The sequence below is a fragment of the Nocardia sp. Tas62D01 genome (assembly GCF_055232035.1).
This window is the reverse complement of the sequence record NZ_JBUYUZ010000001.1, coordinates 5362501-5383987: the sequence shown is the minus strand read 5'-3', so window position 1 is coordinate 5383987 and position 21487 is coordinate 5362501. Positions and strand designations below refer to the sequence as shown.

Here is a 21487-nt window from a genome sequence, read left to right as displayed (position 1 = left end):
GCCGAAGCCATCCGGGAGGCACTGCAATGGTCGACCCAACAAACCCCATCCAACCCCACCGCGATACCGCCCGACCCGACACCCAGCCCCCACAGGACGACAACCCCGCCGCCGGTGAGCGGGAACTGATCGGTGACCCACAGTCCACGGTGACGATCGAAGACCTGATCGCCCGACTCACCCCCACCAACCCAAACCAGATCGCACCCATCATCCGCGCCGCCTTCGTCGGCAGGACCTCCACCGACGACAACCAAGACCCCACCCTCTCCATCCCCCGCCAAGTCACCACCTGCCAAACCACACTCACCGCACTCCCCGTCCAAGTGGTGATCGTCGCCTACTACTGGGACATCGAAACCGGGCGCCTCGACCTCGACCAACGCGGACACGGCACCAGCCACGAAAAGTTCAACGTCCCCGTCCCCCGCGACGGCGGCATCACCGACCTCCTCACCGCCGCGGCCGCCGCACAGCCCGCCTTCGATGTCGTTATCGCCGAACAAATCTCACGCACCGCCCGCGACACCCGAGCATCCATCGAATTCGAACACCGGCTCAAACAGTGCGACATCCAACTCTGGTGCGCCAACGAACCCATCGACATCACCACCGGCGACCCCGCCGCCACCACCACCCTCGTACGCGGCATGAACCGCGCCATCGCCGACTGGTACGTCCGCAACCTCCTCGAACAATCCCGCGGCGGCACCGAACAACACATCAAAGCCGGCTACAACATCGGCAAAATCCCCCACGGCTACCAACCCCACCACATCCCACACCCAGTACCCGCCAAACGATCCCGAGGACTCCACAAAACCATCCTCATGATCGATGAGGACACCGCACCCACCATCCGCCAGATCTACACCTGGCGCATCACCGAACGACTCGGCTACACCCGCATCTGCGACCGACTCAACCAAGACATGGACCGCTACCCATCGCCTAACGGCGGACCCTGGTCCACCAGCACCATCTCCCACATCCTGCACAACCCCAAATACACCGGCTACCAGGTCTACAACCGCACCCGCAACAAAACCACACTCCACAAAAGCAAAACCAAACCCGCCAACCAATGGATCTGGTCACCCCAACCCGCACACCCCCCCATCATCACCATCGACCAATTCCACGCCGCCCAACACATCGCACCCGGCCGCGAACGCTCCCGCAGCGACCGAACACCCGGCGACCCCAACCCCCACCGCCAAACCAAACACGTCTACCCCCGGCTGCGCTCCTACATCACCTGTGTCCACTGCAAACACCGCATGTGCGGCAAAGCCGACGGCGGCGCCCGCACCTACTACTTCTGCCAACCCCGCACCAAAGCCTCACGACCCCCCGGACACCCCACCGGGATCTACCTCCCCGAACCCGAAATCCTCGCCGCCATCACCGAATTCTTCAACACCCACGTCCTCGGACCCCACCGACGCGAACTACTCCTGACCTCACTCCAGACCACCGACACCGCACAAGCCGAAGAACACCAAACCCAAATCGACACCACCCAACGAACCCTCACCCGCATCGACAACACCCGGACACGACTCATCCGCAACCTCGGCATCTTCGACTACGACACCGACCGACACGTCATCGAAGACATCCGACAACAACTCCGCGACCTCGAAATCCAACACCACACCAAGGTGGCCGACCTCACCGAACTCACCAAAACCCAACCACCACAACCCCAACCAGCACTCGACCTCATCAACCAACTCCCCCAAACACAACTCGACCTCACCGAACTCCCCACACCACTCCTACGACAACTCCTCGACGCCTACGCCTTCACCACCACCTACAACCACCAAACCCACCACGCACACTTCACCATCAACATCACCGCACCAACCCTCGACCACATCAACCACCTCACCAACCAAGCAGCCGACCCCAAAACCCCTACCACCACACAAAACCCGCATTCCGCCAACTTGAGTTCTGTGCCGAATCCCGGATCAGCGCTGGGTCATCGGGCCGTTGAAGCACGGCCAGTCGGTAGGCCAGGTTCCGGATCCAGACCGGCAGGAACCCGTCGACCAATTGTGGGGACAGCTCATGGAGCATCGCGACAATCTCGTCCGCGTCGGCGAGGGTCAACTCCCCGACGAAGTAGTGTTCCCGGTACCCCTGCTCACACTTCGGTGCCGGGCGGTACTCGTCTCGGGATCGATCCCAGCGATCCCGGGGTCCCCGCCGAACGCGGCGGCACGCGAGCAGCGGCAGGATCACGCCCGCCGCGCCGGCCGGTCTCCGGTCCCAGTCGATTGCCAGCCGGATCGCATTCCGCTCCCAGCAACGGGCTGTTCGATAGACCTGTGAGCCGCTACAGCGCGGTACACACTCCGAGAGAAAGAGATGCCGTTGCTGTCTACTGCGAAAACAACTCGTACCCGTCGGCTGGTGACTCGCGTCGCCATCGCGGGCGCCCTGGCTGTCGTCCCGTTGTCGACCGTCGCGGTTCCCGCGTTCGCCGCCACCGACAACAGCAACCCGACTGCCACCGTGATCGACTTGAACATCCCCGGCCAGGGCGACCAGCATCGGCCCGACCAGGGGGGACCCGGGGACCAGCGCGACCAGGGCGGCCCCCGCGACGACCACGGCAACCGGGGACCGGACACGCCCCCGGCTCCGGCTCCGCAACTGCTGCCGCCCACCGGCTCGTTCGGCTGACCTCCGAACGGACCGCTGAATCCGAATGAAGGCCACTCCCCATCGGGGAGTGGCCTTCATTCGGCTCTGAGTCCCCGCCAGCGACGCGGACCGGATCAGCGTCCATTATGGCGGCCACCAGACACAGTGGACCGCCCCGGATTTGCTGGAGACCTGACTACCTGTCTCATGCTGCTGCCGGGGGCTGCTGCAAGTCTTGCCAGAAGACCTGCTCGAACTCCAGCGGTGGACGATAATCACACCAGGAATGCAGCCGCTCGTTATTGTACCAGTATACCCAATCCGCTGTCTCTCGAACAACTTCCGCGAGAGCTGACCATGAATCCCGTTGGTTGATAACCTCTTTCTTGTAGAGCGCGTTCACCGATTCCGCGAGGGCATTGTCGTAGGAATCGCCTGTGGCCCCGACCGATTGGGCAATTCCCGCTTCGGTGAGCCGCTGCGAATAGCGGATCGAAATGTACTGTACGCCTCGATCGCCGTGATGGACCAGCGCTTTGCTGAGCTTTTCCCGTCGTGCCCACAGCGCCATTTCCAATGCGTCGAGGGCGAGTTCGGCCTTCAACGAGTCCGACACCTGCCAGCCGACGATCGCGCGGGAGAAGACGTCGGTGACGAACGCGGTGTACACGAACCGGCCGCCGGCCACCTCGACATACGTGATATCCGCGACCCACAACTGGTTCGGAACCGAGCGCGGAAGTCCCTGTCCACCAAGTCCTTCGGGCGTTCATGCTCACTACCGGGCAGGGTGGTGCGAGGCCGGCGCCGCAGGGCCACAAGTCCTTTGAGGCCGTGCTCGCGCATCAACCGCTCGACCGTGCAGCGCGCGACCTCGACACCGCGGCGCCGTAATTCCTTCCACACCTTCCTCGCTCCGTAATCCTTACACCGCTTGTCATTCCGGACCCGATGGATCTCGGCCAGAATCTGCTCGTCCGGCACCGCACGTGCGGACGGGTTCTGCTCCCGCTTCTTCGCCGCGTAATAGGTCGACGACGCGAAATCCAGCGTCGCGCAGATCGGGTCGACATCGAACTCACCGCGGTGCGTGTCGACGAACGTCACCATTTCGGCGGTGGAGGGTCCATTTCCCTGGCGAAAAAAGCCGACGCCGCCTTCAGGATCGAATTCGCGCGTTCGAGCTCGCGGACTCGCTGCTCCAATTCCTTGATCCGCGTGTCCTTCTCCGCCGGTGAGCCCTCGACCCGTTCACCCGAAGGCCGCTGCCCCTGCCCGTCGGCCCGCACCCACGCCCGCAACGCCTCCTTGTGCACCCCCAGATCACGCGCCACCTGCGCAATCGCCCCACGCTCCCGGCCCGACCGCTCCAGATCCCGAACCATCGCCACCGCACGTTCCCGCAGCTCGAGCGGGTACTTCCTCATCGCAACCACAACCGTTGATCCTCTCCAGATCTAACGGTCTCCACCAAACCCGGGGTGATCCAGATCGCACGTGATCCGGCCGAATACGTCCAGGCACCCCGGCAGCGGCCCACCAAGATCACCGCCTCAGACGTGTGGACCAAGGAACAGGTGCAGACCTTCGCCGCCAAGGCCAGCGCACACCGCTTGCACGCCGTCTACCTCATGTCCTGCTACGGGCTGCGCCGCTCGGAGGTATGCGGGCTGCGCTGGACCGACATCGACCTGACACGCGGCACGCTCAGCGTCGAGCAAAGCCACGTGGAAGTGGAAGGCAAGGACCACGCGGTGGACGAACCCAAGACCGAGCGCTCACGCCGGACCCTGCCGATGCCCGACGACGTCGCGGCGGCGTTGCGGGAGTTGAAAACTCGCCAGAAACGGGAACGGCTCGCCCTCGGCCAGTCATGGGACGAAACCACACATGTGTGCTCGGACGAGACCGGCAAGGCCGTCCTGCCCCGGACCTACACCGGATGGTTCCACCGCATCCGCATTGCAGCCAAACTCCCCCGGATCACCCTACGGAACCTGCGCCACACCTCGGTATCCGTCATGCTCCACGCAGGCATCCCAGCCTCCACCGTCGCCGCCTGGCACGGGCACGACGTGCGGATGACACGGGCGTCTACAACCGGGTCTACGACGAGGGTCTGTCCGCAGCCGCCTCGGCGATGTTCGGAGACACCGAAAACACCGTTTAGGACGGTCCGTTAAGCAGTTCTCCCACCCGTTGGCAAGAACTTGGCAAGATGACCCTGGAACACAAGAAAGACCCGGACACAAATACCGGGTCTGACCTGTGTAAATGAAGTGGAGCTAAGGGGACTCGAACCCCTGACCCCCACACTGCCAGTGTGGTGCGCTACCAGCTGCGCCATAGCCCCTGATGTTGCTGCTGTCAGGTTTCCCTGACCGCCTGAACGAAGTTACACCACCGGTGTGTCGGCAACCAAATCGCCCTGTTCGGGGCTGGCGGCGGGGGGGTGGTGGACGTAGACTCGAACACATGTTCGAACGCGACGATCTCTCATCGGTGGACTTCAGTGCCATTAGTGACGAGGGGCTTATCGACGCCCTTCGGACGGCACATGGTGCGGCTGCGGCCGCGCAGGCGACGGAGGTGTTCGCCGCGCGGGAGTTGTACCGGAGGCGGCGCGCGGATACCGCGGCTACCGGGCCGGGTGGGGTGCGGGGCTGGGAGTTCGCGGCGACCGAGGCGGCGGTGGCGTTGCAGGTCGACGAGGCGACTACGGGCGCGCTGATCGATATCGGGCTGGCACTGGAGGTTTCGCTGCCGCAGACGCGGACGGAGTTCGCGGCGGGGCGGATCGACCTGGCGAAGGTGCGGGTGATCGTCGACAACACCCGGGCCGTGGCCAGGGAGGTCTTGGAAGATCTGGAGCCGAGGTTGCTCGCGGCAGCCGGGCGCACCAATCCGATGCGGCTGCGGCAGGCGGCGCGGCGGTGGGCGGCCAGGCTGGATCCGGGTGGTACGCAGAATCGGCGGGAACTGCGGCAGGAGGAACGCGATGTTCGGTTGCGCGCTGTTCAGGACAGCATGGCCGTCTTCGATGGGTTGCTGCCCGCGCCGGGCGCGCAGACGGTCGCGATGCGGCTGCGGGAGATGAGCATGCAGGTGTGCGCGTCCGATCCGCGGACCATGCCGCAGCGCCGCGCCGACGCCCTGGTGGCACTGGCCGACGGGTCGGGTCGGTTGCGGTGCCACTGTGGACGCGGTGAGCGCTGCCCGAAATACGGTGTGCCGATCGAGCAGCCGCGTCGGCCGCTGATCCAGATCGGAATCTCCGCCGACACCCTGCTCGGGATGCAGGAGGCGCCCGCGTTCCTGGCCGGATACGGACCGATCGACGCGGCGCTGGCCCGCATCCTGGCCGAACACGCTCGCTTCCAAGTGATTCCGGAACAATCGGACGCCGACGACCCGGCAGCAGCCGACGAGGCGGCGCGGTGGCGATCCTCACCCCGGCTGAAACGGGAAGTCCGTGCGACGGACGGACTGTGTCGATTCCCCGGCTGCGTGATGCCCGCCGCCGAATCCGAACTCGACCACAACCGTCCCCTCGACCACGACCGACCCGCCCGCAGCGGAGCGGCCACGCGCACGGGCCTGGCAGTCCTCTGCACCCGCCATCACCGCTTGAAAACGTTGGCGGACAACGAAAGACTCCCCTGGCGGACATGGCGCGCAGACCTCGACCGCCTCCAGTGGACCGCCCCCACCGGCGACATCTACACCGCGGTCCGCGAAGGAGCCCGATACCTCTTCCCGCACACCGACATCCACGCCCCCGCCGCCCCCTACACCGGCACCCACCGATCCGAACCGGCCGAAACCCCACCGATCCATGCGCCCACCCCACTCCCCGACCGCCCCACCGCCGAAGACCTCGCCTACCCGCTCAACGGCTACGTCGTCATCCACGGTCAACTCCGCCGCATTCCGCCCGAAGACGAAATCCCCGACGACAGAACCGAACCCGCCCAAACCCGCGGCCGCTGAGCACTAATGCCTAGCCGGACAGTGACCGCATCGGCACACCAGTACCGCAGGTCTCGGCAAGGGCGATCAGTACAGTCTGCACAACACACCGTGGCGCAGATCGCGGTCCAGCAGGAAGGTCAAGGTCGCCGTTGTCGTCGGCGTAGGTGGCGCTGATTTCGGGGGGCAGGTCGATGCCGGAGACGATGGTCGATAGGGTGCCGTAGTGCTCGAGCTGTTCGGTGAAACGGCGGCGATGTTTGGAGGCGAGCGCGGCGATCTGGCCCACCCCCAGGGCTCCGGCGTTGTCGGTCTGCAAGCCGGTGAGCTGCGGTAATTAGCTGTGCGACACGCCGTTTCGGATGCGAGGCGGACACGGGTGGCTCGAGGAGGATGAAGGTTCCTTAGGCCAGAATCTTCCCCGGAGTCGCCCGTGTCCGTCTGTTCAGTATCCCTTGTCGAGCCCGTTGTGGAGGTGTTGGATCGACGGCGCGTCGAACCGGAAACCCACACGGTCGCACCGTGTTTGCTGGAGGTGCTGAAGACGGTTCCCGACCCGCGTGATCCCCGTGGAATCCGGTACCCGTTGGTGGGGTTGCTGGCGATCATGATCCTGGCCACGGCGGCGGGGATGCAGTCGGTGGCCGGGTTCGCCACCTGGGTGCGTACCGCGCCACCGGAAGTGTTGGCAGAACTGGGCATCCGAGTGCGTCGCCCGAGCGAGAAGACGTTGCGAACCCTCATCGCCAGACTCGACGCCGCGGATCTGGATCGCCGGTTGGGTGACTATTTCGCCGCCGTGGCCGCTGCCGCGGACTCCGGCGGACTGATGGCGGTGGCCCTGGATGGCAAAACCGTGCGCGGGGCGCGCCTGGGCGGGGGCCGCGCACCGCACCTGGTGTCGATCTTCGCCCACCACGCGCGATTGGTCCTCGGCCAGCTGGCAGTCGCCGCGAAGTCCAACGAAATCCCCACGGTGCGAAAGCTTCTGAAGGCAATGAACCGGACCGGGCTCATCGCCACGATCGATGCGATGCACACGCAGGTCGCCACGGCGAAACTGATCTGCGGGCAGCTCAAGTCGCACTATTTGATGACGGTGAAGGCGAATCAGCCCAAGCTGTTGGCTCGCATTATCGCCCAGCCGTGGGCCGAGGTCCCCATCGCCCACCGTGACGCCGACGCCAAGCCATCGCACGGCAGGATCGAGACCCGCACCATGAAGGTGCTGAGCGTGCCGCGCGGGATCGGGTTTCCCTACGCCCGCCAGATCATGCAGATCACCCGCGAACGCGTCCAGGTCACCACCGGGAAACTGACGGTCGAGACCGTATACGCCATCTGCAGTGTCACCTTCGAGCAAGCCAAACCCCGACAGTTAGCCGAATGGTTGCGAAACCATTGGGGAATTGAGAATGCGATCCACTGGGTCCGTGATGTGACCTACGACGAAGACCGCAGCACCCTGCGGACCGGCACCGCTCCGCAAGTCGCCGCGACGCTCCGAAACACGGCGATAAGCCTTCACCGCATCGATGGTGCCGCCAACATCGCCGAGGCCTGCCGGACGACAGCCTTCTCACCGAACAGAGGCCTCCACCTGCTGACGAACACCCAAAACCCTTGGTCGCAGGCTAGTTAGGCGACAACGCCGGAGCCCTGGGCCCACCCCCATATCTGCGACTTGTACGACGGTGCGGCGGCTACTTCGTCGACTTGCCCCCAGGTCTCCCATACGTCGTCGAGCAGAGTCCACATAGCCGAGTCGTATTGATCGCGCAGGTCCGGTTCGTAAGTTTCTGACACGTCGACCGACGCTAGCCCGGCCCACCAGCGGCCGCAATAGTGCGATTCACTGTGTGCGCCTTGGGAATAGGGCTTGCAGAGTCGCGGCCGGCCGCCGATCACATCACGAACAGCGGCAAGTAACAACCAAGCAATTGTTTGCCAGAACAGTGATGTATATCACTAGTGGTCGCTAACCTGGTCCCACCCGGCTACTCGTCCTGAACCGCAGAAGGTTCAGCCTTCTGCGAGATGCTGTGGCCAGAAAGGCATCTAGACCATGAGTTCGACCACCACCGCAGTTCCGCCGACCCTCGTCACGGGGCTGTGGCAGCGCAAGCTACCGCACTATCCCGATACTCCCGCCCGCTCCTGGTACCTGGCCGTCGTGGTCATCACCTCGGTCGCGCTCTACTACCAATTGTTCGTCACCGGAGCGGTAGGCAATCAATTGATCGCCTACTTCCATCTGTCCTTCGCATATTTTGTCGGGATATTCATTGCCGGCGCCGCTTTCGGTGCGGCGGCCTCGGTAATTGCCGGTCTGCTCGACCGGTGGGGTCGGGCGAATATCATCGCCTACGGGGTAGTGATCTGCTCGCTGCTGACCCTGTTCGCGGTGCCCGCGACGACGACGAAAGAGGCATACCTCGGCGTCTACTGCCTGGTGAGCATTGTCGAGGGTGCGGTGCTGGTGGCCACGCCCGCATTGATTCGCGACTTCTCCCCGCAGCTCGGTCGCGCTTCGGCGATGGGTTTCTGGACGCTGGGTCCGGTCATCGGCGCGCTGATCACCACCGTAATCTCCACGCGGACACTGGATGCCCATCCCGACTGGCAGTACCACTATCGGTTGTGTGGCGTGATCAGCATCGTCATCGCGGTGGTGACGGTGGTCGGATTACGTGAGTTGAGTCCCGCACTGCGCGACCAGATCATGGTGTCGCTGCGCGATCGGGCGTTGATCGAGGCGCGTGCGCGTGGCCTGGACGTGGCCGAGCTGGAGCAGGGGCAATGGCGACAGATGTTGCGCCTCAACATCGTCGGCTCGGCGCTTGGCATCAGCTTGTTCCTGGCATTCTTCTACACAATCGTCTCGTTCCTCGCGGTCTATATGACAACGAACTTCGGGTTCAGCCCGGCCAAGGCCAACGCGCTCGGCAACTGGTACTGGACCGCGAGCGCAGTGGCACTCGTTGGGGCAGGCATCCTGTCGGACTACCTGAAGGTGCGCAAGCCGTTCATGATCGTCGGCGCGCTGATCAGCATCGTCGGCATGTTCGTGTTCATCGGCTACACCGACAAGCCCGACACCAGTTATTACACATTCGCCGCGTTGTTCGTGGTCATCGCGGTCGGCAGCGGCATCGCCTATTCGACGTGGATGGCGAGCTTCACCGAGACGGTCGAGGCTCGCAATCCGGCCGCGACCGCTGTCGGCCTCGCGGTCTGGGGCGGCATGCTGCGCGGTGTCGTCACCCTGGTGCTTTTCGGTCTGCTGCTGGTCGTGAACGCGACAGGCCCGCTGGTCAACTACGGGCCCAGGCTCCAGGACATCGTGCATGCGTACGGCCCACAACTGGCGACCATCCAGCAGGTCGGACCGGAAACCCTTGCGGCACTGAAAGCCAACCCCAACGACCAGGCCGCACAGCTGGCGGCGCTGACGAAGCTGACCGGCGCCACCCCCTCCGAAATCCAGACCACCGTCGGACTCGATATGAAGTATCCGCAGGAGGTCGCGACCCTACAGGCCATCGAGCCCGCCACCCTGGCCGCGCTTGCCGCCAACCCGGGTGATGCGAATGCCGGGCTCGCCGCTGTAGGTCAGGTTGCCAAGAAGTTTGGGATCCCGCCGGACCAGGCGATCGCCCGCCTGACCGCCGTCCAGCAGATTCCGCCCGCCGACCTCGCCGTTGCCTCGAAGGTGGGTCCGCAACTGGCGCAAGCGTCTTCGAAGCTGCAGGCTATCGGCACAATTCCCGCCGACGACCAGGCTTACCTGGCCGAACACGCCAAGGAAGTGCAGCAGGCGCAAGCCGATTCACCCAAGCAATGGAAGCACTGGTGGTGGATCTGCCTGCTCGCCCAGGTCGCCTTCCTGCCGTTCGTATTCCTGATGGCAGGACACTGGAGCCCGAAGAAGGCGGCCGCCGAAGCCGCAGAGCACGACAAACTGGTCGAGCGCGAGCTCGCCGCCCTGGTGGAGTAACCGAATCCGACCATCACTGGCCGTCGAGGTAGCCGTCAGCGAGACGGGCTGGGGCACAGGCCAACCAGCCGTCGAGGATCAGATCGCGCAGCACCTCGGGGGTGGTGGCGTTCAGTTCGATGAGGATCGCGGCGTAGCCGTCGAAGTGCGGGATGGTGAACAGGCCGGGGCGGTTCTCGGCGAGGACGGCTTCTTTGTCGTTGAGGTCGGCCAGCCGCACCGCGATGATCGGTCCTTCGGGCGGCGCGATGTCGCCGAATCGCTTGATGTCGCCTTCGCTGAGCGGGCGTTCCCACACGAAGGCCCTGCTTGCGACCGACCACGTCCGGTTGGCGTATCGCACGCCTTCGATGACTTCGGGTAGTTGTAGAGCGCGCTCAGCGGCATCATCCAGGGTCGCCACACCTACGACGCTAGCCGATCCGGGAGATCACCGCGTGAGGTCGAGGACCCACGTCTGGTTGTTGACATCGAGCTGGGTCTTGCCGTCGAACGCCGTGGGGGTGGCCACGCGACCATTGAGCAAATCTTTGAGCTCGCCGAGAGCGGCCTGAGCGCTCGCCCGCGCGGCATCGACCTTCGCACCGGAGGCGACGCACTGCACGACCTGATCGGAGGCGCCTGCTCCTTTGGCCACGGCAGCCAGGTCGGCATTGCTGAGGTCCGCGCCACCTTCCTTCGGCTGTCTGGTGGTGAACACCAACTCGTGGAACTTCGAGTACACCGGGCCCGAACCCGCTTCGGCGACACACTCGTTCGCTGCGACACCACGCGTCGAGTAGTCCTTGCTGCGCGATGTGGAATCCAGGAAGTTCACCAGGTGATAGCGCACCGCGAGCTTGCCCTCGTCCTGCTGCTGCGCGATTTCCTGACCGTAGATGCGCTCCATCGAACCGCAGCCAGGGCACATGGGGTCTTCGTACAGGTCGATCGTCTTCAGCGCGTCGGGGCGACCGACCACGATCCCACCGTCGGGCTGCAGCACCGCGACCACGGCCGGGTTGCGCACCGCGCCGTATCCGTCATTGCGCACCGCGGGTTCGTTGTGACCCCAGCGCATCGCGATAATCACGATCAACACAACGAGCGCGAGTGCTACGCCGCCGAGGGCGTAGGTGGTCTTGCTCGACATCGGCCGCGGGGTGTAGTTCGAACGCGATTCGCTCACGCCGAACACTCTGCCGCAACGGGCAGCCCCGATCCGCGCCGGGTGCTCGGCGCGGCGGGTGCTCGGCGCGGCGGCAACTGCTGGCTCAGCCGGACTGGACTCTGGTGCGCCCGGGATCGCCCGGCGTCGCATCGGACAGGCAATCCAGGGAATTCTCCGCGCATCCCTCCGCCGCGCGATGCGCGAGTTGATACTCGGCGTCGTCGCAGGGCACGCCGCTCACCTGGTCCATGCCACGCTCGACGTCGGTCGCCGGAGCGCGGCGCTGCAACGGCTCCGGCACCACCGTCCAGACCACAGCGGCGACCGCGAGCAGCCCGCCGGTGACGGAGAGCGCGACACCGTAGGAGACATGTTGTGCCAGTGCGCCGATCGCGACGGGGCCGATGACGGTGCCGAGATCGGCGGCCATCTGGAAACCGGCAAGGACCGGTCCGCCGCGCGCCTTCGGGCCGATGATGTCGGCCAGCGCGGCCTGCTGGTTGGGGGTCAGCATGCCCGAGCCGAGGCCCGCCACAACGGAACTCACCATCAGCAATAGCAGGTTCGGAGCGAAGCCGAGCCCGATGGTGCCGACCGCGCACACCAGCGATCCCGCGATCAGGAATGGCCTGCGCCCCCAACGGTCCGAGAGCCTGCCCGAAACGAACAGCACCGCAACGTTTCCGGCCGCGAACACCGTCAGCGCGACCCCGGCCATGCCCGGCGGCTGATGCAGCACCTCGACCACGAGCAGCGGCACCAAAGCCATCCGGACACCGAATACCGCGGCGCCATTGGCGAAGTTCGACCAGAGCACCGCCCGATACTCACGGCGCGCCAAGGCTTCCCGGAAGGTCATCACCTGTAGGGCGCCGGTCGGCTCTGGCGCGGCCAGATGCGAATTGCGCAGGCTCAGATAGACCGCCGCGGTGGCCGCGAGCAATGCGACCATATAGATCACGAACGGCGCGCGTAATCCGAGTCCGGCCAATGCCCCACCGACCAGCGGCCCACTGATCGAGCCGATCAGGAAGCTCGTCGACCACAGCCCGGAAACGCGGCCGCGTTCGGCGGGCGGCGACAGCCGGATCACCAGCGCCAGCGAGGACACCGTGAACATGGTCGACCCGATACCGCCGACCGATCGCAAAACCAGCAGCTGCCAATAACTCTGGGCCAGCGCGCTGGCACCGGTCGACACCGCGACGATCAGCAACCCGCTCAGATACACCGAGCGCTCCCCCAGTCGCTGCACCAACCGGCCGCTCATCGGGGCGAACAGCAACCGCATCAGGGCGAACGCGCTGATGATCGCCGACGCCGCCGCGACACCGACCCCGAAGCTGCGGGCGTACTGCGGCAATACCGGTGCCACCAAACCGAATCCGATGGCAATGACGAACGCGGCCCCGACCAGCACCCAGATCTCTACCGACAGAGCCTTCGATCTACTACTCACCCGACAGCGCCTGCCCGACCATCTCTTCCGCGGCGGCCTGCACCTGCGCCAGGTGCTCGGCGCCGTGGAACGACTCCGCGTAAATCTTGTACTTGTCCTCGGTGCCGGACGGGCGCGCGGCGAACCATGCGTTCTCGGTGGTGACCTTCAGCCCGCCGAGCGGTGCACCGTTGCCCCTGGCCCGAGTGAGCACCGCCGTGATGGGCTCGCCGCCGATCTCCTCGGTCTTGATCATGTCCGGTGTCAACTTCGCCAGCCGCTCTTTCTGTTCCGTGGTGGCGGCCGCATCGATACGCGCGTAGGCGGGGCTGCCATAGCGGCGCTCGAGTTCGACGTAGCGGGCCGACGGACTCTGGCCGGTGACCGCCGCGATCTCCGCGGCGAGCAGCGCCAGCAGCAGACCGTCTTTGTCTGTGGTCCACACGGTGCCGTCCATCCGCAGGAAGGACGCGCCCGCGCTCTCCTCCCCGCCGAACGCCAGGCTCCCGCTGAACAATCCGGGCACGAACCATTTGAACCCGACCGGTACCTCGTGCACGTCGCGGCCGAGCACGCTGACCACCCGGTCGATCATCGATGAGGTCACGACCGTCTTGCCGATCTTTGTCAGCGCATCCCAGCCCATCCGGTTCGCGACCAGATACTCGATGGCCACCGCGAGGAAGTGGTTCGGGTTCATCAAGCCACCGTCGGGGGTGACAATGCCGTGCCGGTCGGCGTCGGCGTCATTGCCGGTGGAGATGTCGTAGTCGTCCTTGATCGCGATCAGCGAGGCCATCGCGTAGCGCGAGGACGGATCCATCCGGATCTTGCCGTCACTGTCGAGGGTCATGAACCGCCAGGTCGGGTCGACGAAGGGGTTGACGACCTCGAGCTCCAGGTCGTAGCGCTGCCCGATCTCTTCCCAGTAGTCGACGCTGGCTCCGCCCATCGGGTCGGCGCCGAGCCGGATGCCCGCGCCGCGAATCGCGTCCAGGTTCAACACATTTGGCAGGTCGGCGATGTAGTGGTCGAGGTAATCGTAGCGTTCGACGCTGGTCTCCAGCGCGTGCCGCAGTGTGGTGCGCCGGATGCCGGCCAGCCCGCTGCGCAGCAGTTCGTTGGCGCGGCCGGCGATGGCGTCGGTGGCGACGGTGTCGGCCGGGCCGCCGTGTGGCGGGTTGTATTTGAAGCCACCGTCGCGCGGCGGATTGTGCGAGGGGGTCACCACGATGCCGTCGGCCTGGTGGCGGGTGCCGCCGCGGTTGTGGCGCAGCACTGCATGACTCAGTGCGGGGGTCGGCGTGTACCGGTCGCGGGCATCGATGATCGCGGTCACGTCGTTGGCGGCGAGCACCTCCAGCGCGGTGGTCCACGCGGGCTCCGACAGCGCGTGCGTGTCCCTGGCCAGATACACCGGACCGGTGATGCCGCGGGTGGCGCGATACTCGATGATCGCCTGCGTGATGGCGAGGATGTGCGCCTCGTTGAACGCGGTGTCCATGCTGGAACCGCGATGCCCCGAGGTTCCGAAGACCACCTGCTGCCCGGGCTCCTGCGGATCCGGGATACGGCTGTAGTAGGCCGTCACCAGCTGCGCGATGTCCTCGAGGTCGGTGGGTCGCGCGGGACGCCCGGCTCGATCGTGGGCCATGCTCGGGTCTCCCTTCCGGATCGGCTGCGCCCGGCTCGTCATCAGAATCATGTCCACAACCACCGTGTCGCGGACGCCGCGGCGTACACCGCGACCAAGCAAGCAACGACGCTGATCACGACGTTGCCAACGGCGTAGGCGTAGGCGCCGTCGGCAACCAGCCTGATGGTCTCGTAGCCGAAAGTGCTGAACGTGGTTAGCGCACCGCAGAAACCGATTCCGGCAGCGGTGAGCAGCCAGCTGTTCGCACCCGCGCCGACCAGACCACCGAGCAACGCCGAACCGACAATGTTAACGGTCAACGTGCCCAACGGCAGCAGAGATTCGAAACGTGCTGCGACAGCACGGTCTACGAGGTATCGAGCGGGTGCACCGACCATCGCGCCGACGAGGACGAGAACGATGTTCATCGGCCCGTCCCCGGGCCCGGCTGCCAGATCTCGACCTCCGACAGTGCGACGTTCACCGGTGCGAGCACCTCGGAATTCTGCTCGACGAAGCGCCGCAGTCGCGCGGCCTCATCGATGACCATCACCAGCACGGGTAGGTGTTCGGCCAGATCGAGGATCCGACTGGTGTGGATGCGCGAGGAGGCGCCGTAGCCCTCGACTCCGCGCCACACACTCGCCCCGGCCAGTCCCGCCTCGCGGGCCCGGCGCACGATCTCGTGATAGAGGGGGCCGTGGCGCCACTTGTCGTCCTCGTCGAGCACGACCGTCAGTCGCGCCGCAGGCTTCCACTGGCCCGCCGCCGGACTCGCGCCCGCCGGTGCCTCACTCATCGCCTGACCCCCTTCCGTCGTGCCGTCGTGTCCGCTGCGCCGTCATGTCCGCCGTGTCGTTCGAGTTGCCCATCGCGCCAAGCCCATTCCGAGCACCACCGCAACGAGCGTCGCTATCACCGTTCCCCCCGAATAGCCGACTGCCTCGACCGTGGCACCTGATCCGAGCAGTCTACGAACCTCGAGGCTGTAGGTGGAAAAAGTGGTGAAGCCGCCGAGCAAGCCGATGCCGAGGAATGGGCGGAGCAGTCTGTGGGCTACCCATACTTCGGTAATCAGAACCATCAAAATTCCGATCGCAAAGCATCCCACGACGTTGATCACGAGCGTCGACCAGGGGACGTGACGCGGCTGCGGCGGCCACCATACGCCGATGCCGTAGCGCAGCAGCGCGCCGATGCCGCCACCGACGGAGATCACCAGCAACACCAACGGCTCGACGCAGGGGTGCGGGCCCGCTGACCCATGTGCTGACCTCCTGCCGAGCCGAATGTCATCGGTGCAATGCTATCGGCTGTACCGTGCGGTCTGTATGTCTGGGACGGCGGCACGAATTACGAACAGCGTCGTTCATTGAGATGCGAGCTCGCACAACGAATGCCGGGAAGGTTGCGCCGAAGTTCCACCTACCACTCGCAGACTCAGGTCGGGAGCGATGATGGCGGCACGACGAGCAGTACCCTACCCGCATCGGGAGACGGCGCAACCGCACCGACCCGGGCCGCAGCAACTGTTCGGCAGACGCGGTGTCCCAATGAATATCGGCAAGCTCGCCGTCGCACTACCAGTGGCATGGCGCCGCCGACCAGGTGTCGCCGTCGCTGGCGCAGGAGGTGGCTGGAAGGTATTGCCACTCCGGCACTCCGGTGTTGTTCGAGCCGATCCCCGGCGCCGAGATCTTCCAGGGCACACCCCGCGCGTTCAATGACTTGGCCGACCGCATCGCCGGTATTCCCGCACCGAGTAACTGCTGAGGCTCAGCGAAAAACACAGCGCCCGCGTCGAAGTGACGCGGGCGCTGTGTTCTGTGACGCGGGCGCTGTGTTCTGTGACGCGGGCGCTGTGTTTTTGGGACGGAACGCTCAGTGCGCGAGCACCGGCTCACCCTCGGCGGGTGCGGGCACCGTGTTCGGCATCAGCACCGCGATCAGCGCGGCACCGGCCACGAAAATCGCTGTGGCCCACCAGAAGCTGGTCGTGTAGCTCTCGACCGCGGCCTGGGCAACGGTCAACGGGTCCGGCTTGCGGGTGGACAGGTAGTCCGTGGCGGCCGTAGCGGCAATGGTGCTCAGCAACGCCGTGCCGATCGAACCACCGACCTGCTGGCTGGTGTTGATCATCGCCGAGGCCACACCGGCATCCTCGTGGTGCACCCCCGCGGTCGCGCCCTGGAAGGCGGTCGACATCGCGCCACCGAGGCCGAGGCCGAGCAGGATCAGTGCGGGCAGGATGTGCGTGGCGTATCCGCTCTCCAGATTGATCTGGGTCAGCCACGCCATACCGGCCGCGGCAACCAGGAACCCACCGGCCACCGCAATCTTGGGACCGATCTTCGGCAGCAGCAGCGACGGCACCGTGGTGGAGGAGGCAACCATGGCCGCCACCATCGGCAGGAAGGCCAGGCCGGTCTTGATCGGCGAGTACCCCATGCTCAGCTGCATGTAGTAGGTGAGAAACAGGAAGATCGCGAACATCCCGATGCCCATTACGAACACCGTCAGGAACGATGCGCCTCGGGTGCGGTCCAGCACGATCCGCAGCGGCAGCAGCGGGTGCGCGACCCGGGTCTCCAGCCACACGAACACCGCGAGCAGTGCCGCACCGCCGAAGAGGAAGGCCAGGGTGGCCGGGTTGGTCCAGCTGGTCGACTCGGCGTGCGAGAAGCCGTAGACGATGCCGAACAGTGCGGCGGTCACCACGAGGGTGCCCGGGATGTCGAGCTTGGGTCGTTCGGCGACCGTGTGCTTGGCCAGCAACAGCACCGCACCGACCAGTGCGACCGCGGCGAAGCCGAGATTCACGAACATCACCCAGCGCCACGACGCCCACTCCGTGAGCATGCCGCCAAGCAGCAGGCCGATGGCGCCACCAGTACCGGCGACCGCACCGAAGATGCCGAAGGCCTTGGCCCGCTCGGACGGTTCGATGAAGGTAACGGTGAGCAGCGACAGCGCGGCCGGGGCCAGCAGTGCGCCGAAGATGCCCTGCCCGACGCGAGCAGCGACCAGCATTTCGAAGCTGTTGGCCGCGCCACCGACGGCGGAGGCGCCCGCGAACCCGATCAGGCCGATTATGAAGGTATTGCGGCGACCGAACAGGTCGCTGAGTCGTCCGCCGAGCAACAGCAAGCTGCCGAAGGCCAGCGCATAACCGGTGACCACCCATTGCCGCTCGCCGTCACTGAAGCCGAGATCCTGCTGTGCGGCGGGCAGCGCGATGTTCACGACGGTCGCGTCGAGCACGACCATGAGCTGTGCGACGCCGAGGACGGCGAGCACCCACCAGCGCAGGGCGTGCGAGCCACGCCTCCCGTTATCCGTTTTGTCGGGGGCGGGTGCCCCACGGTCGAACGTGGTAGTCATGCTTTCCCCTTTGTCTCAAGCCTTGATGCGGAGTTCCCGCCTCCGCTTACGAAGAAAGCTACCATGCTAACGGAGGTATTGCCTCCACTTAATCCCGATACTTGATAGGATGCGGGTGTGAATCACGCCACGGCCCTCTCTCCACCTCGACGCTTACGGGCCGACGCAGCGCGTAATCAGCAGCGCATCGTCGCGGCAGCGCGCGAGCTCTTCGCCCAGTACGGACTCGAAATCACCCTCGATGACGTTGCTGAACGCGCCGGTGTCGGCGTCGGCACCGTGTATCGACGCTTTTCCAATAAGAAAGAGCTGATCGCCGAGGTCTTCGAGCAAAACATGACCGAGTTCGGCGACGCCGCGGACGCCGCCCACCGGCATCCCGATCCCTGGCAGGGGCTTGTCCGGTTCTTCGAGTACGCCTGCACGCACCTAGCCGCCAACCGCGGCTTCAGCGAAGTGATGCTCGAGCTCGAGAACGATATGGAGCGCTTCGCCGCGATCCGCGATCGGCTCAGGCCGACGGTGGCGGCCATCATCGACCGCGCTCGCGACGCGGGCACCCTGGCCCCCGAAGTGGAGGCCTCGGACTTCTTCGCCCTGATCCACATGGTCGAAGCGCTCGCCGTATTCTCCCGGCCGGTCAACCCGGACGTATGGCAGCGGTACATGGCGATCGCGCTCAATGGCGTGCGCTCCGATACCGCGCCCCGCCAGCCGCTCACCGTGCCCGCACTGACCGAAGAAGAGGTCGAGCGGGCCAAGACGCACGTCTGCTCCGGCCGCAAGAGGTAACGCAAAACACGGACAACGGTAGCGCGGGTCACACGCGTCCCTTAATGTTGGACACATGACCAACTCGTGGGTGAACTGGGCTGGCGATCAATACTGTGCGCCGGCGACCATGGCAGCCCCGCGCAACGCCGACGAGGTGGCCGAGATCCTCGGCCGCGCCGCCGCAGCCGGACAGACTGTACGCGTCGCGGGTGCCGGCCATTCCTTCACCGACACCGTTCTCACCGACGGCGTGCTGCTGAATCTCACGAACATGAATCGCGTCCTGGACGTGGACCGCACTACCGGACGCGCCCGGATGGAAGCGGGCATCACCCTCAACGCCGCGAGCAATGCGCTGCACCCGCACGGGCTGGCCTTCCCCAACCTCGGCGATATCGACGTACAGAGCGTCGCGGGCGCCACCGCGACCGGCACTCACGGCACCGGCGCCACCCTGCAAAACCTTTCCGCCGCACTGCATTCCATCGAACTGATGCTCGCCGACGGCAGCCGGGTGGAACTGAACGCCGAAACCGATCCGGACGGCTGGCGCGCGGCCCGCGTCAGCGTCGGCGCGCTCGGCATCGTCACCGCGGCCACCCTGCAACTGGTTCCATCATTCGTGCTCGAGGGCATCGAACGGCCCATCCCGGTGGAAGACCTTCTCGCGGACCTGGATTCCTACGTCGAGGGCAACGAGCATTTCGAGTTCTACATGTTCGCACACAGCCCGCTGGCGATGACCAAGCGCAACAACCCCGTCGACCTGCCGGAACAGCCGCGCGGCAAGGCGGTGGACTGGTTCGCCGATATCCTCATGTCCAACTACACCTTCGACGCGCTGTGCCGCCTTGGCAAATGGCAGCCCCGCCTGGTGCCGTGGATCCATCGCGGCGCCGCCTACGCGGGCAGCTACCGCCGCCAGGTGGACCGCTCCTACCGAGTCTTCGCCTCCCCTCGCCTGATTCGCTTCACCGAGATGGAATATGCCATCCCGCACGAACATTCGGCCGCGGCGATCCGCGAAATCAAGGAACTGTCCGCGACATTCGATACGCCGATGCCCATCGAGGTGCGCTGGGTCGCCCCCGATGACGCGTTCCTCTCCCCCGCGGGCGGCCGCGACACCTGCTATATCGCCGTGCACCAGTACCGCGGCATGGACTTCGAGCCGTACTTCCGCGCCTGCGAAGCGGTGTTCGACCGATACAACGGCCGCCCGCACTGGGGCAAACGCCACTTCCAGACCGCCGAAACCCTGAGCCGGCGCTACCCCGACTGGGACCGCTTCGCCGAGGTCCGCCGCCGCTTCGACCCCAAGGGCCGATTCAGCAACGCCTATTTGAACCGCGTCCTCGGTAGTGTTTGATTGCACTGAGCCTGTGCGGCAGCGGGTTTCAGTCCGCCAGGATTTCGGAGACCAGGCGCGGCAGTGCCGTACCGATGGGTTCGCGGATGACCTCGGTGGCCATGCTGTCGTAGGGCGTCGGTTCGGCGTTGACGATGACCAGGGCGGCGCCGCTTTCGACGGCGACCGCGCACATCGAGGCGGCGGGCTGCACCTGCAATGAGGTGCCGACGGCCAGGAAGATATCGCTGGCCTCTACGGTCAGCGCGGCCTTCGTCATGGTGCGCGAATCCAACTGTTGGCCGAAGCACCTCCTCCACCGCTCGACGAATAGACACCGGGACCGGCGTATCGTCACTATGGATTATTGCGTGATCGTTGTCTCAGTAGTTGCTCCATGCGCATTCGGATGTGGCCGTGTCCCCACCGACGACTCCGGCCCGTGGCCGGCGCCCGTTTGCTTTGCCCTTGGATTCGATATTGCCGCAGCTACATTGGCCGCGCCCGCCGTCGCAACGCGATGAGCATGCAACCGGTCCGCGGGCGCCCTGGTATACGTATCACTCACGGCGCCATTTGGGTGCCCCGACCGACTCGAACCGCCCGCATCGCCGGACATAGTGTCCGGCAGCGCCCGACAGTGCGACCAGCACCGCTCCTGATTTACCCAGTTGAAAGGTATTCCCGCACATGGCTCACAAGCCCAGCGTGCTGTTCGTCTGCGTCCACAATGCGGGCCGTTCGCAGATGGCAGCCGGATTTCTCAGCGCGCTCGCCGGTGACCGGATCGAGGTCCACACCGCGGGCAGCGCGCCCGCCGACACCTTGAACCCGGCAGCGGTCACCGTCATGGCCGAAGCGGGCATCGACATCTCCGACGAGGCGCCGAAAATCCTGACCGTCGACGCGGTGGCCATGTCCGATGTCGTGATCACCATGGGGTGCGGCGACGCGTGTCCGTTCTTCCCCGGCATCAGCTACCGCGACTGGGTGCTGCCCGACCCGTCGGGCGAGGACATCGCCATCGTGCGCTCGATCCGCGACCGGATCCGCATCCTGGTGGAAAACCTGATCGCCGAGTTGCTGCCGACCACCGCGGGCTGAGCACCCGGACCCTGCAGTGTCCGATTTGTTCA

Annotated in this window: 20 protein-coding genes, 1 tRNA gene and 1 pseudogene; 9 read left to right on the top strand and 13 right to left on the bottom strand. The window is 65.5% G+C overall.

What is annotated here, in order from left to right:
- Positions 1-26 precede the first annotated feature (26 nt).
- Positions 27-2726: a recombinase family protein gene (locus ACV7NQ_RS25460; RefSeq protein WP_463361944.1), complete on the top strand. Its 2700-nt coding sequence runs from the start codon at positions 27-29 to the stop codon at positions 2724-2726.
- A 137-nt stretch (positions 2727-2863) separates the two neighbouring features.
- Here the strand turns inward: ACV7NQ_RS25460 and ACV7NQ_RS25455 are convergent.
- Positions 2864-4085 (bottom strand): annotated as a pseudogene (locus tag ACV7NQ_RS25455) (IS3 family transposase).
- 54 nt (positions 4086-4139) lie between these two features.
- Here ACV7NQ_RS25455 and ACV7NQ_RS25450 point away from each other — a divergent pair.
- Complete coding sequence (locus ACV7NQ_RS25450; protein WP_463361943.1) at positions 4140-4841, top strand: site-specific integrase; 702 nt, start codon at positions 4140-4142, stop codon at positions 4839-4841.
- A 97-nt stretch (positions 4842-4938) separates the two neighbouring features.
- Here ACV7NQ_RS25450 and ACV7NQ_RS25445 read toward each other — a convergent pair.
- A tRNA-Ala gene (locus tag ACV7NQ_RS25445) sits at positions 4939-5011 on the bottom strand.
- Positions 5012-5133: 122 nt separating this feature from the next.
- Here ACV7NQ_RS25445 and ACV7NQ_RS25440 point away from each other — a divergent pair.
- Entirely contained in the window at positions 5134-6648 is a 1515-nt protein-coding gene (locus ACV7NQ_RS25440) for an HNH endonuclease signature motif containing protein (protein WP_463361942.1), read from the top strand.
- A 10-nt stretch (positions 6649-6658) separates the two neighbouring features.
- Here ACV7NQ_RS25440 and ACV7NQ_RS25435 read toward each other — a convergent pair whose 3' ends face one another.
- Positions 6659-6946 carry a hypothetical protein gene (locus ACV7NQ_RS25435; RefSeq protein WP_463361941.1) on the bottom strand — a complete coding sequence of 96 codons (288 nt, stop codon included), beginning with the start codon at positions 6944-6946 and terminating at the stop codon, positions 6659-6661.
- A 114-nt stretch (positions 6947-7060) separates the two neighbouring features.
- On the opposite strand from ACV7NQ_RS25435, the gene ACV7NQ_RS25430 reads away from it, so the two are divergent.
- Complete coding sequence (locus ACV7NQ_RS25430; RefSeq protein WP_463358437.1) at positions 7061-8269, top strand: ISAs1 family transposase; 1209 nt, start codon at positions 7061-7063, stop codon at positions 8267-8269.
- Here ACV7NQ_RS25430 and ACV7NQ_RS25425 read toward each other — a convergent pair.
- Positions 8266-8433 (bottom strand): hypothetical protein, encoded by a 168-nt coding sequence (locus tag ACV7NQ_RS25425; RefSeq protein ID WP_463361940.1) that lies wholly within the window; start codon positions 8431-8433, stop codon positions 8266-8268. The two genes, ACV7NQ_RS25430 and ACV7NQ_RS25425, sit on opposite strands and share 4 nt — an antisense overlap.
- 259 nt (positions 8434-8692) lie before the next feature.
- On the opposite strand from ACV7NQ_RS25425, the gene ACV7NQ_RS25420 reads away from it, so the two are divergent.
- A complete protein-coding gene (locus ACV7NQ_RS25420; protein ID WP_463361939.1) occupies positions 8693-10624 on the top strand; it encodes an MFS transporter in 1932 nt (643 codons plus the stop codon).
- A gap of 13 nt (positions 10625-10637) precedes the next feature.
- On the opposite strand, the gene ACV7NQ_RS25415 is transcribed toward ACV7NQ_RS25420, so the two are convergent.
- The 7 genes from ACV7NQ_RS25415 to crcB (ACV7NQ_RS25385) all read right to left on the bottom strand — a co-directional run bounded on the left by ACV7NQ_RS25415 (position 10638) and on the right by crcB (ACV7NQ_RS25385) (position 16076).
- Entirely contained in the window at positions 10638-11027 is a 390-nt protein-coding gene (locus ACV7NQ_RS25415; RefSeq protein WP_463361938.1) for an MmcQ/YjbR family DNA-binding protein, read from the bottom strand.
- Positions 11028-11054: 27 nt separating this feature from the next.
- Positions 11055-11792 (bottom strand): DsbA family protein, encoded by a 738-nt coding sequence (locus ACV7NQ_RS25410; protein WP_463361937.1) that lies wholly within the window; start codon positions 11790-11792, stop codon positions 11055-11057.
- An 85-nt stretch (positions 11793-11877) separates the two neighbouring features.
- Complete coding sequence (locus ACV7NQ_RS25405; RefSeq protein ID WP_463361936.1) at positions 11878-13233, bottom strand: MFS transporter; 1356 nt, start codon at positions 13231-13233, stop codon at positions 11878-11880.
- Complete coding sequence (gene pgm / locus ACV7NQ_RS25400) at positions 13226-14866, bottom strand: phosphoglucomutase (alpha-D-glucose-1,6-bisphosphate-dependent) (protein WP_463361935.1); 1641 nt, start codon at positions 14864-14866, stop codon at positions 13226-13228. Before pgm ends, ACV7NQ_RS25405 begins: the two co-directional genes overlap by 8 nt.
- Positions 14867-14913: 47 nt before the next feature.
- Positions 14914-15276 carry a fluoride efflux transporter CrcB gene (crcB, locus tag ACV7NQ_RS25395; RefSeq protein ID WP_463361934.1) on the bottom strand — a complete coding sequence of 121 codons (363 nt, stop codon included), beginning with the start codon at positions 15274-15276 and terminating at the stop codon, positions 14914-14916.
- Entirely contained in the window at positions 15273-15647 is a 375-nt protein-coding gene (locus ACV7NQ_RS25390; protein WP_463361933.1) for a DUF190 domain-containing protein, read from the bottom strand. Before ACV7NQ_RS25390 ends, crcB (ACV7NQ_RS25395) begins: the two co-directional genes overlap by 4 nt.
- Before the next feature lie 42 nt (positions 15648-15689).
- A complete protein-coding gene (gene crcB, locus ACV7NQ_RS25385; RefSeq protein ID WP_463361932.1) occupies positions 15690-16076 on the bottom strand; it encodes a fluoride efflux transporter CrcB in 387 nt (128 codons plus the stop codon).
- A 380-nt stretch (positions 16077-16456) separates the two neighbouring features.
- Between crcB (ACV7NQ_RS25385) and ACV7NQ_RS25380 the strand changes: the two genes are divergently transcribed.
- Positions 16457-16621, top strand: a complete 165-nt coding sequence (locus ACV7NQ_RS25380) for a hypothetical protein (protein ID WP_463361931.1) — start codon at positions 16457-16459, stop codon at positions 16619-16621.
- A 108-nt stretch (positions 16622-16729) separates the two neighbouring features.
- On the opposite strand, the gene ACV7NQ_RS25375 is transcribed toward ACV7NQ_RS25380, so the two are convergent.
- Positions 16730-18229: an MFS transporter gene (locus ACV7NQ_RS25375; protein ID WP_463361930.1), complete on the bottom strand. Its 1500-nt coding sequence runs from the start codon at positions 18227-18229 to the stop codon at positions 16730-16732.
- A 117-nt stretch (positions 18230-18346) separates the two neighbouring features.
- On the opposite strand from ACV7NQ_RS25375, the gene ACV7NQ_RS25370 reads away from it, so the two are divergent.
- Positions 18347-19021 (top strand): TetR/AcrR family transcriptional regulator, encoded by a 675-nt coding sequence (locus ACV7NQ_RS25370; RefSeq protein ID WP_463361929.1) that lies wholly within the window; start codon positions 18347-18349, stop codon positions 19019-19021.
- Between the two features lie 55 nt (positions 19022-19076).
- Positions 19077-20372 carry a D-arabinono-1,4-lactone oxidase gene (locus tag ACV7NQ_RS25365; RefSeq protein WP_463361928.1) on the top strand — a complete coding sequence of 432 codons (1296 nt, stop codon included), beginning with the start codon at positions 19077-19079 and terminating at the stop codon, positions 20370-20372.
- A 28-nt stretch (positions 20373-20400) separates the two neighbouring features.
- Here the strand turns inward: ACV7NQ_RS25365 and ACV7NQ_RS25360 are convergent, their stop codons facing one another.
- A complete protein-coding gene (locus tag ACV7NQ_RS25360; protein ID WP_463361927.1) occupies positions 20401-20631 on the bottom strand; it encodes a hypothetical protein in 231 nt (76 codons plus the stop codon).
- A 410-nt stretch (positions 20632-21041) separates the two neighbouring features.
- Here ACV7NQ_RS25360 and ACV7NQ_RS25355 point away from each other — a divergent pair, with 410 nt between their 5' ends.
- Positions 21042-21455: an arsenate reductase ArsC gene (locus tag ACV7NQ_RS25355; RefSeq protein ID WP_463361926.1), complete on the top strand. Its 414-nt coding sequence runs from the start codon at positions 21042-21044 to the stop codon at positions 21453-21455.
- Positions 21456-21487: the final 32 nt, after the last annotated feature.